The organism is Aneurinibacillus migulanus (assembly GCF_001274715.1).
GTDB classification, from domain to species: domain Bacteria; phylum Bacillota; class Bacilli; order Aneurinibacillales; family Aneurinibacillaceae; genus Aneurinibacillus; species Aneurinibacillus migulanus.
Window position 1 is genome coordinate 1563931 of the sequence record NZ_LGUG01000004.1, and the last position, 14922, is coordinate 1578852.

Consider the following 14922-nt stretch of genomic DNA (forward strand, 5'->3'; position numbering starts at 1 on the left):
GGTGAGAATATATTGCGCGGATGAAGTGAGCGCACCCATTCGATGAGGAGGAGAAAGACATTGCGTGTATCCGGTGTTACCGTTCGACGACGCATTTTTATTGCGCTACTGCTGGGCTCCCTGTTGTTTCTGCTGTTGATTACACGCCTTGGCTATGTGCAGCTTTGGCAGGGTCCGTCGTTAAGAGAGGATGCTGAAGACTTATGGACACGTGATATTCCATTTGAAGCAAAGCGAGGGCGCATTCTGGATCGTAATGGCGAAGTACTGGCATACAATATAAGCGTGCCGTCTGTCATGGCGATTCCTGCACAGATTCAAGACAAACCTGATGCTGCCCGTAAGCTTGCACCCATTCTAAAAGCTGAGGAACAGAAAATTCTAAAGGAAATTAGCCGACGTGAACGTATCGTACGCGTGCCAAAGGGACGCCGTATTTCCGAAGAAGTAGCAAAGCAGGTGCAGGCGCTTAACATTCCGGGTATTCGACTAGTGGAAGATAGTCAGCGCTATTATCCGAACGGCTCGTTAGCGGCGCATGTGCTTGGATTTACGGGGATAGACAATCAAGGGCTGACCGGAGTGGAGCGTATATATAATGAAAAGCTTCAGGGTAAGAGGGGGCATGTTACGTATGGAGCAAACGCGGCCGGACAAAAAATGCCTGGCTTGTCCGAACGATTTATTCCTCCGGTGGATGGCCAGGATTTATACTTGACGATTGATGCGGATATCCAGCGCATTATTGAACGTGAGCTCGATCAGGCAATGGCCGTATACGAGCCGGATGATGCGATTTCTATTGCCTTTTCACCGAAAACGGGGGAAGTGTTGGGCATGGCGAGTCGCCCCAATTATGATCCTGGGCATTATAAGGACTATCCTGTGGAGACATACAACCGAAATTTGCCGATTTGGAAGACGTATGAACCGGGATCCACGTTTAAGATTATTACGCTTGCCGCCGCTCTTGAAGATAAAAAGGTCGACCTGAATAAAGATATGTTTAATGACCCAGGCTCTATTAAAGTAGCTGGTGCAACACTACGCTGCTGGAAGCGAGGTGGACACGGACAGCAAACGTTCCTCGAAGGAGTGCAGAATTCATGCAACCCGGGCTTTGTATTGCTGGGGCAACGTCTTGGTAAGGATCGGCTCTTTCATTACATCAATCAATTCGGTTTTGGAAAGCGGACGGGCATCGATTTGCTTGGTGAAGAGAACGGTGTGCTGTTTAAGCTAAGCCGGGTAGGACCGGTAGAGTTGGCCACTACAGCGTTCGGGCAGGGGGTTTCCGTCACTCCCATCCAGCAGGTGCAGGCAGTAGGGGCAGCGATTAATGGTGGTAAGCTGATGAAGCCGCACCTTGCTAAGTCATGGCACGATCCGAAAACCGGTAAGACGGTACAGGAGAATAAGCCCCAGTCAGTCCGCCGGGTCATCTCTCCGGAAACATCTGCTGAAGTACGTCAAGCGCTTGAGAGCGTCGTTGCTAATGGTACAGGGCGCAATGCCTACATCGACGGCTACCGTGTCGGGGGAAAAACCGGGACGGCCCAGGTGGTAGAGAACGGCGTGTATTCGAAGAGTAAACATATCGTATCGTTCATCGGTTTCGCACCTGCAGACGATCCGCAAATTCTTGTCTATACCGCTATAAACAATCCGAAAGGCATTCAGTTCGGAGGTCTTGTGGCCGCACCGATCGTGCGCAATATTCTGGAGTCCTCTCTACACCATATGAAAGTACCACCTCGTACACAGCAGATGGACAAAAAATATCAGTATCCCGACAAAAAAATCGTACAGGTGCCGAATCTTATCGGCATGGAACGTAAGGATATTACTGCTTCATACTATGCCTTCCCGCTTGACATTGCAGGTAGCGGTACTAAAGTATCCTACCAATCGCCGCAACCGGGCACGAGAATAGAAGAAGGCGCGACAATTCGTGTTTATTTGGGTGACAAATAAAACAAAGAGCATTACAATAAATTCGTTATGAGTTATAGATGGAGACGAAGCGGGAGAACCGCGGGAAAGAAAGAAGGAGAAGGACAATGCAACTAGAAGAGTTACTGGCACCTCTCGCTCTGTGGCGGACAACAGGGGACGTGAAAACAGAAATCACGGGGATCGAAATAGATTCGCGCAAGGTGAAGCCGGGCGATTTGTTCATTTGCTTGCCCGGTTTTACAGTGGATGGACACGATTTTGCCGAGAAAGCCGTTCTTCAGGGCGCGGTGGCTATTTTAGCACAGCGATCGGTTGAAGCCGACGTTCCTGTTATTTATGTGCCGGATACAAGGCGGGCAATGGCTGTGCTTGGAGATCGGTTCTTCGGCCAACCGACGCACCGGATGAAAGTTATCGGGGTGACAGGAACGAATGGTAAGACGACCACTACACATTTAATTGAACGCATTTTAGGAGAGGCGGGGCATCCAACCGGCATTATCGGTACGATTGAGATGCGTATTGCGGATGAAGTTCGTGAAGTAAAGAATACGACCCCGGAAGCGCTTGATTTGCACCGTGCCTTTCGCTGGATGAAAGATAAGGGTGCTGAATATGCGGCTATTGAAGTATCCTCGCATGCACTTGATATGGGACGGGTACGCGGTGTGCGATTTACCACAGGCGTATTCACCAATCTGACGCAGGATCATCTCGATTACCATAAAACGATGGAGAATTATCTGCAGGCGAAAGGGCTCTTGTTTTCCCAGCTTGGCAATGAGTATGATAGGGAGCGTATGAAATACGCCATACTGAATATAGATGACCCGGCAAGCGAGACCTTCGCCCGTATAACACCGGCACAGGTTATTACATATGGTATTCAGGGAGAGGCGGATGTACGTGCCAGAGATATCTCGATTACAGCCAGGGGTACAAAGCTGAAGCTAGAGACATTTGCAGGAAGCGTTGACTTGACATTGCGCATGATCGGTAATTTCAATGTGTATAATGTGCTGGCGGCTACGGCGGCTTGCCTTGTAGAGGGCATCTCCCTTGATACAATTAAGCGGACATTGGAGCAGGTGGAAGGTGTACGCGGCAGGTTTGAGCGTGTAGATGCAGGGCAGGACTATACAGTTATCGTCGATTACGCCCATACACCTGACAGTCTGGAAAATGTGCTGAAAACTGTTCGCGAGTTTGCTGAGGGCAAGGTGTACTGCATTGTAGGCTGTGGTGGTGACCGTGACCGGACGAAACGCCCGATTATGGCCACGATTGCTGCACGTTATGCTGATATAGCAGTCATTACATCTGACAATCCACGCTCGGAAGAGCCGCAGGCGATTATCGACGATATGGTAGAAGGTCTGGTTGCGAATGGCATTGATAAAGACCAGTATTTCACCCAGGTGGACCGCAGGGAAGCGATTCGTGAAACGATTCACAGAGCAGGACCTAAGGATGTCGTGCTCATCGCCGGTAAAGGCCATGAGACGTATCAAATTTTAAAAGATAAAACCATCCACTTCGATGATAAAGAAGAGGCGCATCAAGCCATACTAGAAAAGAAGAAATAGGATGAGGAGATTATAGAAAGGAGGGCGTACAATGCTTGTACGGGTTTTGTTTTTTTCCATTGCCGCAGCTTTTTTAATTGCTGTGCTTCTCGCTCCGCTCTTCATCCCTATTCTGAGACGGTTGAAGTTTGGCCAGGCGATTCGTGAAGAAGGACCGAAAGGACATCAGAAAAAAGCGGGGACACCGACAATGGGCGGGATTATCATTTTGCTTGCCCTTACGTTCACCGTTATTAAATTCGCCAACCAATCGGTCGAGATTTTTCTACTTCTTTTTATTACGCTAGGCTATGGGCTCATCGGGTTTTTAGACGATTTTATCAAAATTGTAATGAAGCGTAACTTAGGTCTGACTGCAAAACAAAAGTTGTTCGGTCAGCTGGTTATTGGAGCGGTATTCTACTATGTACTCATCCGTAATGGATATGATACGACCATTTCCATCCCGGGAATTCATTGGAGCATTGATATGGGATGGCTCTATTTGCCGCTTGTACTCATCATGACTATCGGTGCGTCCAATGCAGTCAACTTGACAGATGGTCTGGATGGGCTGCTTGCAGGGACCAGTGCGATTGCATTCAGCGCATATGCGGTTATTGCCTGGATGTCGAGTCAGATGAACATTGCTATTTTTGCTGCTGCAGTAGTAGGAGCTGTGCTCGGTTTTCTCGTGTTCAATGCGCATCCAGCTAAAGTATTTATGGGAGATACAGGTTCGCTCGCACTGGGCGGAGCTATTGCCGGGATTGCTATTCTTACAAAGACGGAAATTCTGCTCATCATTATCGGCGGTGTGTTCGTTATGGAAGCTTTATCTGTTATTATTCAAGTACTCTCTTACAAAACACGTAAAAAACGGGTGTTTCGCATGAGTCCATTGCATCATCATTATGAGTTAGGCGGCTGGTCCGAATGGCGAGTCGTAGTAACTTTCTGGTTTGCAGGATTGATTTGCGCAAGCCTGGGCGTATATATTGGGGTGTTAAGCTGATGTCCATTGAAGAAGGAAGAACGTTATATAAGGGAAAACAAGCGGTTGTGCTCGGCCTTGCCAAGAGCGGAGCCGCCGTAGCTCGCACGCTGAAAGCGTGTGGTGCCGTTGTTACGGTCAACGATAAAAAACCAGAGAATGAATGTGAAGAAGCAGAATTGCTCCGGAAGGAAGGAATTTCTGTTATCTGTGGTGGGCATCCGGACGATATTGTAAACCCGGATGTTGATATTGTAATTAAAAACCCAGGCATCCCATATACGGTAGCGCCAATTCAGAAAGCGGAATCACTCGGTATTCCGGTTGTCACAGAAGTAGAGATTGCTTACGAGCTGTCGGATGCACCGCTTATCGGCATTACTGGATCGAATGGTAAGACGACAACTACGACATTGATTGGCCGCATGCTAGAAGAGGGCGGCCTCGCGCCGATCGTAGCTGGCAACATCGGGACCCCGCTAAGCGAACAGGCGCTGCAAGCGAAGACGAATCAGGTGCTGGTAGCTGAGCTTAGCAGTTTTCAGCTCAAAGGGACAAGAAAGTTCCGCCCGGTGATCGCGTGTCTGCTAAATGTATATGATGCACATTTGGATTATCATAAAACAAAAGAAGATTACGTACATAGCAAAAGTAAGCTTTTCATGAATCAGGATGAGTCAAATGTGGCCGTACTGAATTATGATAATGAAATCTGCCGTAATCTGGCTGAAGAAATTCGTTCGCAAATTCTTTGGTTTAGTGTAACAGAAGAGGTAGAGCAGGGTGCCTTCTTACGGGATGGGGCCATCGTATTCAAACGTTCTTTATCAGGCACCCTGGCGGATAAGCTAGACAAATCACCAGAGGAAGAGGTAGTGGTTCGCTTAGAAGAGTTAGCATTGCCGGGTGCTCACAACGTAGAGAACATGCTGGCGGCAATTTGTGTGGCCCGGGCATCCGGTGCAGATATGGAAGCACTCCGCCATGTGTTGCGTACGTTTTCCGGTGTAGAACATCGACTCGAGTTTGTAGATGAAATCAATGGCGTTAAATACTATAATGACTCAAAAGCAACCAATCCGGAAGCAGCCAGCCGTGCGCTCGACTCATTTTCGGCTCCGATCGTTTGGATTGGTGGTGGGCTTGATCGAGGTATCGATTTCCATGAATTGGTACCTTTGCTTCGCCGACATGTCAAAGCAGTTATTACATATGGGCAGACCGCAGAAAAATTGTTAGCCCGAGCGGAAGATGCGGGGATTATTCGGACCAAGCGCGTCGATACTGTTATTGATGCGGTTGCCGAAGCCAAGTCCATTGCTCGGGAAGGCGACATTGTACTTCTCTCACCGGCGTGTGCTAGCTGGGACATGTACAAATCGTTTGAGGAGCGGGGGGTCTTGTTTAAGCAATCCGTGCATAAGCTTAAAACAAGCCCGTAACCGCTGTTTGAAGGTTTAATCAAAATCAGGTGATTGAACGGACAGGCGGCAGGGTGCGGCAAATTCTGCGCTGTAAGAGGTGTTTTGCGTGACAAAGGCCCGTTCAACTCCTGATTTTATTATTATTGTCGTGACATTTGTGCTGCTGGCGATTGGCGTGGTCATGGTATACAGTTCAAGTGCCGTGGTCGCCGCCCAGAAAGGCGATCCATTCTTTTTCACCAAGCGCCAGCTTATTTTTGCCACACTCGGTATTGCGGCGATGTTTGTAACAATGAACGTAGATTACTGGGTATGGAAAAGATGGGCGAAGCCGGGCCTCATTCTTTGTTTCTTCCTGCTGATTATCGTTCTGATTATTGGTAAAGAGGTTAATGGAGCAAAGAGTTGGCTGGGTATTGGCGCATTTGGAATTCAGCCGGCGGAGTTTATGAAGTTGGGAATGGCCGCATTTCTAGCAAAATGGCTGTCAGATAACCAGAAAGACATCGGTTCATTTACTAAAGGACTAGTACCTACACTGGGCATCGTCTTTCTAGCATTCGGAATGATTATGCTTCAACCGGATCTTGGAACAGGTACGGTATTGTTCGGTACTTCTGTATTGATGATTTTCGTGGCAGGTGCACGGATGAAGCATTTGCTTGGTTTGGCTATGCTTGGAGCAATCGGTTTTATAGGGCTTGTGCTGGCCGCGCCTTACAGGATTAAACGAATAACGTCCTTCATCGATCCGTGGTCGGACCCACTTGGCGCTGGCTATCAATTAATTCAATCATTATATGCGATCGGACCGGGTGGGTTGATGGGACTAGGAATCGGAATGAGCCGACAGAAATTCCTGTATTTGCCCGAACCGTATAATGACTTTATCTTTTCGATTTTGGCTGAGGAGCTTGGATTTATCGGAGGGGCGACTGTGCTCCTGCTGTTTCTGCTGTTGTTATGGCGAGGCATGCGTACCGCAGTGACAGCGCCCGATTTGTTTGGCAGCCTGCTTGCAATTGGAATTATTGGGATGCTGGCGATTCAGGTTGTTATTAATGTAGGGGTAGTCACTGGCATGTTTCCAGTAACGGGTATTACGCTTCCGTTTCTTAGCTATGGTGGTTCTTCGCTTACACTTATGCTTACAGGAATTGGAGTTCTCTTAAATATTTCTCGCTATTCCAAGATGTAGACAGACAGTGTACAATAGAAAACGGTAGTTTTGGTGTTAAGGATTATGCAGTTTTTATGTCGGGATGCAGGGCGCAAAGCCATAGCCTTTCTTTTTAGTCTAGTTATACGTGCTTCCGCGGCTCTCGCTTGGACGCACGTATACAGGCGCTGCTTTTGTAGGCAGAAAAGAAATCAGCTCGGCGGGTGCCCTGCATTTCGACTTTATTCCGTAGAATATGATGACAATGGAAATACAATAGTTTGATATAAAAGGAGCCAGGTTCATATGAATATTGTTATTAGCGGGGGAGGGACAGGTGGCCATATATATCCCGCTCTTGCACTTATAAAAGAAATTAAGCGGCATGAGCCCGACTCTCGCATTTTATACATTGGAACGGAAAAAGGGTTGGAAGCTCAAATTGTACCAAAGGAAGGGATAGCTTTTGAATCGGTGTACATTACCGGGTTCAAGCGTAGTCTTTCGCTAGATAATGTAAAAACCATTGCCAGATTTCTCAAGGCGACCCGTCGGGTGAAGCGGATTATCCAGGATTTTAAACCGGATGTTGTGGTAGGTACCGGCGGTTACGTGTGCGGTCCGGTTGTATACGCTGCAAGTGCGCTTGGCATACCGACGCTTGTTCATGAGCAGAATGTGATTCCTGGATTAACTAATAAATTTTTGTCACGTTATACAAGCCGTGTAGCCGTAACATTCTCAGGCTCGGCGACTCATTTTCCACAAGGGAAAACCGTGGTGACTGGCAATCCTCGTGCGACGGAAGTTGCTTTGGCAGACGGAGCTGCAGGGCTTGCTTCGTTGAATGTACCTCCGGGCAAGAGGTATGTATTGATCGTGGGGGGGAGCCGTGGAGCTAGAGCTATTAACGAAGCGGTAATTGACATGACGGCCGCACTTTCTGATTATCCTGATTATCATTTCATTTATGTGACTGGCGAAGTGCATTACGAGAAAACGATAGAAGCGATCCGTCGAAACGGACAACTGCCCGTAAACATGACTGTGCGCCCATTTATTTATAATATGCCGGAAGTGTTGGCGGGCATCGACTTAATCGTAAACCGTGCCGGCGCATCGTTTCTTGCGGAGATTACAGCACTTGGTCTGCCTTCCGTTCTTATTCCTTCACCTTATGTGACGAACAATCACCAAGAGAAAAATGCAAGGTGGCTAGAGGAGCAAGGCGCAGCTCGCGTCATTATTGAACCAGAGTTAAGTGGTTCTGCCATGCTGGCGGAAATTGACGCAGTACTTAAAGACGATAAGCGGATAAAAACGATGCGCAGTGCGGCAAAAGCGCTCGGACAGCCCGATGCGGCTACGCTTGTCTATAACGAATTAAAAGCGATTGCCCGCGCCTGACTGTAACATAGTGGGCGGGGCGAGCATACATTATCCTAGGCGCGTGACCCATAGGGCGTTGCATACCAGGTAGGGATTCATAGAGGAGGTTCTATATATGCAGAAGCTGATTAAAGAGCTGAAAGAAGCCAACATCGGAACAGTGCTTATTAATGAACCGCTGGCAAACCACACGACGTGGAAAATCGGCGGACCGGCAGACATTCTTGTTGAACCGACTGATAAAATGGCGTTGGCTTACAGTATGAAGCTCGTTCACAAGTATAATGTGCCATGGCAAGTGCTAGGCAGAGGTTCGAATATGCTTGTACGGGATAAAGGGATCCGCGGCGTTGTCTTTAAACTGGCTGAAGGATTTGATCACCTTACCTTTAACGGGGAAGAGGTAGAGGTGGGAGCTGGCTATTCGTTTATACGATTAGCAGTGATGGTCGGGAAAGAGGGATTGACCGGGCTTGAATTTGCTGGCGGTATTCCAGGTACGGTAGGCGGCGCAGTTTATATGAATGCAGGTGCGCATAGCTCTGACGTTTCACGTATTCTTAAATCGGCCGAAGTGTTACTCGAAAATGGAGAGTTGGTCTGGCTTTCTCCGGAAGAACTCGGTTTCAGCTACCGCACGTCCGTGTTACAGAAAGAGCGGAGAGGTGTTGTGGTAAATGCCGTATTCAGGCTCCAATACGGCGACCGTAAAGCAATCGCCAGCCATATGGCGGCATATAAAGACCGGCGGCGTCAAACGCAGCCGCTATCTATGCCATGTGCAGGCAGCGTATTCCGCAATCCGCCAGGAGACCATGCGGGGCGCCTGATTGAGAGCGCTGGGCTTAAAGGTCTTACTGTCGGAGGTGCGCAAATTTCGGAGAAGCATGCCAATTTCATCGTAAATCGAGGAAACGCGACGGCTCAGGATGTCCTCGACCTCATGGAACGGGTTATCGAAATCATTGATGAACATTACCAGGTACGACTTGTTCCGGAAGTATTGGTGGTGGGCGAGGGGTAAACGGAGGTGAAATCTTGGAGTCATTCGTGATTGAGGGAGGAACCCCTCTTTCGGGAGAACTGCGTATTCAGGGCGCGAAGAACGCTGCCCTCCCCATTCTGGCGGCTACCGTGCTTACCGGAGGTTCCTATACCATCTACGATGTACCCCGTCTCTCTGATATTGATGTTATGCTCAAAATTTTAACGGAATTAGGCGCTGTATGTTCGCACGAGGAGACGACGGTTCATGTGGATACGACAGCGCTCGCCTCTTCGACCGTTCCGGAGGATTTGATGGGGCAGATGCGCTCCTCTATCTTTCTTATGGGGCCGCTTCTGGCTCGGTTCGGCGAAGTTATTCTTACCCGTCCGGGCGGCTGTGCTATTGGGGAGCGAAGAATTGATCTTCATCTTAAAGGTTTGGAAGCACTGGGTGCACGTATTATTGCTCAAGACGGATTCATCCGCTGTACGGCTGATAAGTTAAAAGGCGGTATGGTTTTTCTGGATTACCCAAGCGTGGGAGCGACGGAGAATATCATGATGGCTGCGGTGCTGGCGCAAGGAGAAACTGTTCTATCTAATGCGGCACGTGAACCAGAGATTATTGACCTGCAGAACTTCCTGAACCGTCTAGGAGCTCGTGTGCACGGAGCGGGAACGGATCGTATCGTAATCGAAGGAGTATCCCACCTGCAGGCCACGGATTATCAGGTCATTCCCGACCGAATTGTTACGGGAACGATGATGTTGGCCGCAGCGATTACACAGGGGAAAATTGTCCTGCGAAACGTTAATCCGATGCATCTGGTAGCGATACTAGATGTTGTTAAACAATGCGGTGTTGAAATCGACTATGGGCGTGATATAATTACGGTAAAGGCAAGCGGACCATTCCGTGCCGTCGACCGTATTATCACGGCTCCGTACCCCGGATTTCCGACGGATATGCAGTCGCAGACGATGGCGTTTCTTTCTGTAGCGAAAGGCTGTAGTATCATTAAAGAAACGGTATTTGATGGAAGATTCAGGCATGTGAATGAGTTGTGCCGCCTAGGCGCTGATATTTATGTGGATTTGCACACCGCTTTTATTCGAGGTGTGCCACATCTATCTGGGACGGCTGTGGAAGCGACCGATTTACGGGCTGGTGCGGCGCTCATTATTGGAGGGCTTGCTGCGGAAGGGGAGACGAAAGTAACGCAGGCGTATCATATCGATCGCGGCTATGACCGGATTGAAGAGCAGCTTGCAAGTCTGGGAGCCCGCATTCGAAGGGTATAACCGGATGCACACTTTCCATTGCGTATATTTTGTGCATGTGAAGCGGCATATGAGAGTATGCCGCTTTTGTAAGTTTACAGGTTCAATAGCGGAGGAATACGGAATGGCCAATATAGAGAAAATACCGCGTTTACGCCAAGAGAATCGGAAAAAGAAAACGAATCGTCAGTTGCTCATCCTGATGTTGCTGTTTTTTACGGTACTGCTTGTGGTGCTTTTTTTTCAATCATCTATTAGTCGAGTACAAGATATATCTGTTACCGGAGCTAAACTTGTACCGTCTGAGGAGGTAATCAAGCATTCGCAGCTTACGTTTGACATGCAGTATTTGTTTGTTAATAAGCAGAATGTGGAGCATTCGATTATTGCTGCGCTTCCGGCGATCGAGAGCGTGGATGTTCGAAAAAAGTTTCCCGGCAAGGTCGAACTTGTAGTAACGGAGAGACCGAGGGTAGCGTTATTGATGAATAGTCAGGGTGCAATGTATCCTATCACGGATAAAGGCGGCGTATTAAAACAATATCCATCAGGTGACGGAGCGGTGGACAAGCCGATTATTCGACGATGGGGGACAGAGCAGCTTCTTCCTAGGTTCGCTGGTGAATTGGATAAACTTGATCCCGGTATTCGCCAGCAAATTTCCGAGATTCGACACGAACCGACCAAGAATAATCCCGAAAATCTTGTATTATTTATGAAGGATGGATTTGAAGTGCATACCACTATACAGAACTTCGCTGACAATATGGCGTGGTATCCTTCTTTTGTTCAAAGCCTGAAGCAGGAAGGAAAAACCGAAGGGATTATCAATCTATCAGAGGTGAAATGGTTTGCACCGTACAAACAGCAGCCGGCAAACAATGAAAAACAGTCTAAGAGTCCGTAAAATCCATGTGTATTTAACACTCGTGCTTCTTGTATTTGGGTTTATCGTTGCGTATTCGGTTCAATTGACGATGTCAGGAGCAAGCAACCTCCCTTCTTCGACGAATGACAACGAATGGGAGAAAAAAGTAAGGTTGAATGAGAAGTTAATTAATGAAAAAGAGACGAATGAGAATCTGGAGAAACGGCTCGCAAAACTTCGTATGGAAGTTACCGCAAAGGAAAAAGAGCTGTCGGAGCGGCAGACAGCCTCGAAGCAGGTGCTGAGCCGTCTGGAAGAGTTACGGATGAGAGCCGGCTTAATCCCAGTAACAGGTCCGGGTGTTACCGTTACGCTCGAAGATAGTAAATCCGCTCACACATTCGATAATGTCGCCGAAGGGATTGTGCATGACCAGAATATTCGCGATGTGGTAAACGAATTGTTCGCGGCAGGGGCAGAGGGAATTTCCGTGAATGGGCAGCGTTTGATCGGCGGTTCGAGTATACGGTGCGTAGGTCCAACGGTTATTGTAAACGATACGAAGCTGGCGCCGCCTTTCGTAATTGAGGCAATTGGTAATAAGGATACGCTAGTGGGTGCTCTGCGATTGCCAGGCGGTGTCATTGATATATTGAAGCAACGCACTCTAGAAATTTCCATTAATAGCTCAGATAAAGTCGAGCTGCCGGCACACGTCGGAGAAACACAAACAAAAGCAGGGATTAAACCTCCTGCGATCCAGGGATAGAAGCGGTGGGGAAACAAGATGAAAAATAATCGGCAGGTCCCATTCATTATCACGGCCATAAGCATTATCATTGGTTTCATGCTGACGCTTCAGTTTCGCTCAAATCAGCCAACATTCGCCACTGAACGACAGGATACGTTTCAGTTACGGCAGAATGTTCAAAAAGAAATGGAGCATCATCAGAAGCTATTAAATGATATATCCAAGCATGAAAAACTATTAAGTGAATATGAGACATCAATAAACGAAGGCAGCGGTCCTTCCGTGATGCAGGACGAGCTTGTTCGTCTTGAGAAAGAACACGGTTTTGCGGATATAGCAGGTCCCGGCATCATTGTTACAATAGAAGACGAGCCTTCTGCTCCTGGCGCAGACAGGTTGCAATCCCCTGTTATGGATCAGGACTTGACTGACTTGACGAGCCTGTTGTTTGCAAATGGCGCAAAAGCAATTGCGGTTAATGGAAACCGTTTAATTGTTAACAGTTCCATTCGCACCGTTGGCGAGGGTATCCAGGTGGATACCAAACCTATTGAGATGCCTTATATCGTGAAGGCCGTAGGTGATCCGCAAAGCCTGGAAGCAGCTCTGCGCCTTCCTGGTTCAGATCGTGAGTCGATGGAGGACTGGTTTCATTTTTTGAACAAGAAATTTACCATCCAGAAGTCGGAAAGTATCACGGTTCCTGCCCATAAAGGAGCAGGTGGAGTGAAATATATGAAACCTCTGGAGCAAAAAGGAGCGTCATAAGCGGATGTGGTTACCTGTCATTGGTTTGATTATTGGTGTTGTTCTCGGATTGTCGTTTGAATTCCGTGTGCCGGAGGAGTATAGCAGCTATCTTTCCATTGCGGTGCTAGCTGCTCTGGATACAATTTTTGGCGGCTTGCGAGCCCATCTGGATAACCACTTTGACATTAAAGTGTTTATGTCAGGCTTCTTCTTTAACACGCTTCTTGCGGCAGGACTGGCTTTTCTTGGTGTATATATGGGTGTGGATTTGTATTTGGCGGCGATTTTTGCGTTCGGTGTTCGCCTGTTTAACAATATTGCTGTAATCCGTCGTATCCTCATTGGACGCTGGTTTGGCGATAAGGAAGAAAAAACGCTGCCTTAGCGCATATTTTTTATAATTTTTCGCGTTGAAAAAAAGGGAAACACCATATGATGTGGAAGTAAATACAGTAACTCATTTTTAGCGCTTCGCTATAAAAATAAAATAAAGAGGAGGTGCCAAACTTGAACAACAGTGAATATATTGTCAGCTTAGATATTGGTACATCCAAAGTCAGAGTAATCATTGGAGAAATTAATAGCGGAACCATCAATATTATCGGGGTTGGAACTGCGGATTCGCATGGAATAAAAAAAGGTGCCATCGTTGATATCGATGAAACCGTACAAGCGATTCGCGAAGCTATAGAAAAAGCGGAACGGATGGTAGACCTGCCGATTCGTCATGTTGTTGTGGGAATTTCCGGTAACCATATTCAGCTTCAGTCCAGCCATGGTGTGGTTGCCGTATCAAGCGAGAATAGAGAAATTGCCGACGAAGATATCGAGCGAGTAATGAAAGCTGCACAAGTCGTTGCTATCCCGCCAGAGAAAGAAATTATCGACGTGGTTCCCGTTCAATATATTGTCGACGGCCTTGGAGAGATTAGCGATCCGAGAGGTATGATGGGTGTACGTCTGGAAATGGAAGGCACAATCATTACAGGGGCCAAGACTGTCATACATAACTTAGTACGCTGCGTAGAACGGGCAGGCTTATCTATTGTCGGAATGTATCTTATGCCGCTTGCATCCAGTGAAATTGCGTTGACGAAGGATGAGAAAAATTTAGGTGTAGTACTTGTAGATATCGGCGCCGGATCAACCACGGTGTCCGTTTTTGAGATGGGTATGTTAAGCTCGTTTTCCGTACTTCCAATCGGTGGAGATTACATTACGAATGATATCGCCATCGGATTACGTACTACTACGGAGGAAGCAAAGCAAATCCAGCTGAATAACGGATGTGCGCTAATTGAAGAAGCAAGTGAAGATGAATGCTTTCTGGTTAAACGAATCGGAAGCGATGTAGAAAAGGAATTTACGCAAGTTGAATTGGCCAATGTAATTGAGCCCCGTGCTGCAGAGATTTTCAATTTAGTAGAAGATGAACTGCACCTCCTTGGTTATGATACGAGCATACCGAATGGCTTCGTGTTGACCGGGGGCGTCGCGAACATCCCTGGCTTGTTGGAGTTGGCGCGTTACGAATTGCAGGCGCCGGTGCGAATTGCCATTCCGGATTACATCGGGGTACGCGATCCCGCTTATACGACGGGGGTCGGTTTGATCAAGTATGCGTCCAAATATTACATGCATCAGATGCCACAGCAACTAGAGACGAAACAACCTCAACCGAAAAGTAACCGAAAGCCTAGTCATGCACCTAAAGCGCCAAAAGAGCCGAAGGAGCATGGAGGAGTTATCAGAAAGGTTAAAGACTGGTTTAGCGAATTTATTTAGACTGTTTGCATGA

General features: G+C 47.7%; 13 protein-coding genes. All 13 read left to right on the top strand.

Translation table 11 applies throughout. The features are described from left to right. Positions 1-60 precede the first annotated feature (60 nt). A complete protein-coding gene (locus AF333_RS09435; protein WP_043066081.1) occupies positions 61-1974 on the top strand; it encodes a stage V sporulation protein D in 1914 nt (637 codons plus the stop codon). Positions 1975-2060: 86 nt separating this feature from the next. Further along, entirely contained in the window at positions 2061-3542 is a 1482-nt protein-coding gene (locus tag AF333_RS09440) for a UDP-N-acetylmuramoyl-L-alanyl-D-glutamate--2,6-diaminopimelate ligase (protein ID WP_043066080.1), read from the top strand. Between the two features lie 31 nt (positions 3543-3573). Continuing rightward, positions 3574-4536 (top strand): phospho-N-acetylmuramoyl-pentapeptide-transferase, encoded by a 963-nt coding sequence (mraY, locus tag AF333_RS09445; protein WP_043066079.1) that lies wholly within the window; start codon positions 3574-3576, stop codon positions 4534-4536. Then, entirely contained in the window at positions 4536-5957 is a 1422-nt protein-coding gene (gene murD, locus AF333_RS09450) for a UDP-N-acetylmuramoyl-L-alanine--D-glutamate ligase (RefSeq protein WP_043066078.1), read from the top strand. The genes mraY and murD overlap by 1 nt, the downstream gene beginning before the upstream one ends. 88 nt (positions 5958-6045) lie before the next feature. Continuing rightward, a complete protein-coding gene (spoVE, locus tag AF333_RS09455; RefSeq protein WP_043066077.1) occupies positions 6046-7137 on the top strand; it encodes a stage V sporulation protein E in 1092 nt (363 codons plus the stop codon). Between the two features lie 267 nt (positions 7138-7404). Next, the gene (gene murG / locus AF333_RS09460) at positions 7405-8505 is read left to right on the top strand and encodes an undecaprenyldiphospho-muramoylpentapeptide beta-N-acetylglucosaminyltransferase (RefSeq protein ID WP_043066076.1); all 1101 of its coding nucleotides are present in this window, start codon (positions 7405-7407) and stop codon (positions 8503-8505) included. A 97-nt stretch (positions 8506-8602) separates the two neighbouring features. Further along, positions 8603-9511: a UDP-N-acetylmuramate dehydrogenase gene (gene murB, locus AF333_RS09465; protein ID WP_043066075.1), complete on the top strand. Its 909-nt coding sequence runs from the start codon at positions 8603-8605 to the stop codon at positions 9509-9511. A 14-nt stretch (positions 9512-9525) separates the two neighbouring features. Then, a complete protein-coding gene (murA, locus tag AF333_RS09470) occupies positions 9526-10776 on the top strand; it encodes a UDP-N-acetylglucosamine 1-carboxyvinyltransferase (protein ID WP_043066074.1) in 1251 nt (416 codons plus the stop codon). A gap of 103 nt (positions 10777-10879) precedes the next feature. Next, a complete protein-coding gene (locus AF333_RS09475) occupies positions 10880-11662 on the top strand; it encodes a cell division protein FtsQ/DivIB (protein WP_043066073.1) in 783 nt (260 codons plus the stop codon). Then, positions 11637-12392: a DUF881 domain-containing protein gene (locus AF333_RS09480; RefSeq protein WP_043066072.1), complete on the top strand. Its 756-nt coding sequence runs from the start codon at positions 11637-11639 to the stop codon at positions 12390-12392. Before AF333_RS09475 ends, AF333_RS09480 begins: the two co-directional genes overlap by 26 nt. Positions 12393-12410: 18 nt before the next feature. After that, a complete protein-coding gene (locus AF333_RS09485; protein WP_043066071.1) occupies positions 12411-13142 on the top strand; it encodes a DUF881 domain-containing protein in 732 nt (243 codons plus the stop codon). A 4-nt stretch (positions 13143-13146) separates the two neighbouring features. Next, positions 13147-13509: a small basic family protein gene (locus tag AF333_RS09490; RefSeq protein ID WP_043066070.1), complete on the top strand. Its 363-nt coding sequence runs from the start codon at positions 13147-13149 to the stop codon at positions 13507-13509. 122 nt (positions 13510-13631) lie between these two features. Beyond that, positions 13632-14909: a cell division protein FtsA gene (ftsA, locus tag AF333_RS09495; RefSeq protein ID WP_043066069.1), complete on the top strand. Its 1278-nt coding sequence runs from the start codon at positions 13632-13634 to the stop codon at positions 14907-14909. The last annotated feature ends 13 nt before the right edge of the window (positions 14910-14922 follow it).

Coding starts and splice junctions, on each gene's coding strand:
- AF333_RS09440 (WP_043066080.1), top strand. CDS start 2,061: ATGCAACTAGAAGAGTTACTGGCACCTCTCGCTCTGTGGCGGACAACA.
- mraY (WP_043066079.1), top strand. CDS start 3,574: ATGCTTGTACGGGTTTTGTTTTTTTCCATTGCCGCAGCTTTTTTAATT.
- murD (WP_043066078.1), top strand. CDS start 4,536: ATGTCCATTGAAGAAGGAAGAACGTTATATAAGGGAAAACAAGCGGTT.
- murG (WP_043066076.1), top strand. CDS start 7,405: ATGAATATTGTTATTAGCGGGGGAGGGACAGGTGGCCATATATATCCC.
- murB (WP_043066075.1), top strand. CDS start 8,603: ATGCAGAAGCTGATTAAAGAGCTGAAAGAAGCCAACATCGGAACAGTG.
- AF333_RS09475 (WP_043066073.1), top strand. CDS start 10,880: ATGGCCAATATAGAGAAAATACCGCGTTTACGCCAAGAGAATCGGAAA.
- AF333_RS09480 (WP_043066072.1), top strand. CDS start 11,637: ATGAAAAACAGTCTAAGAGTCCGTAAAATCCATGTGTATTTAACACTC.
- AF333_RS09485 (WP_043066071.1), top strand. CDS start 12,411: ATGAAAAATAATCGGCAGGTCCCATTCATTATCACGGCCATAAGCATT.
- AF333_RS09490 (WP_043066070.1), top strand. CDS start 13,147: ATGTGGTTACCTGTCATTGGTTTGATTATTGGTGTTGTTCTCGGATTG.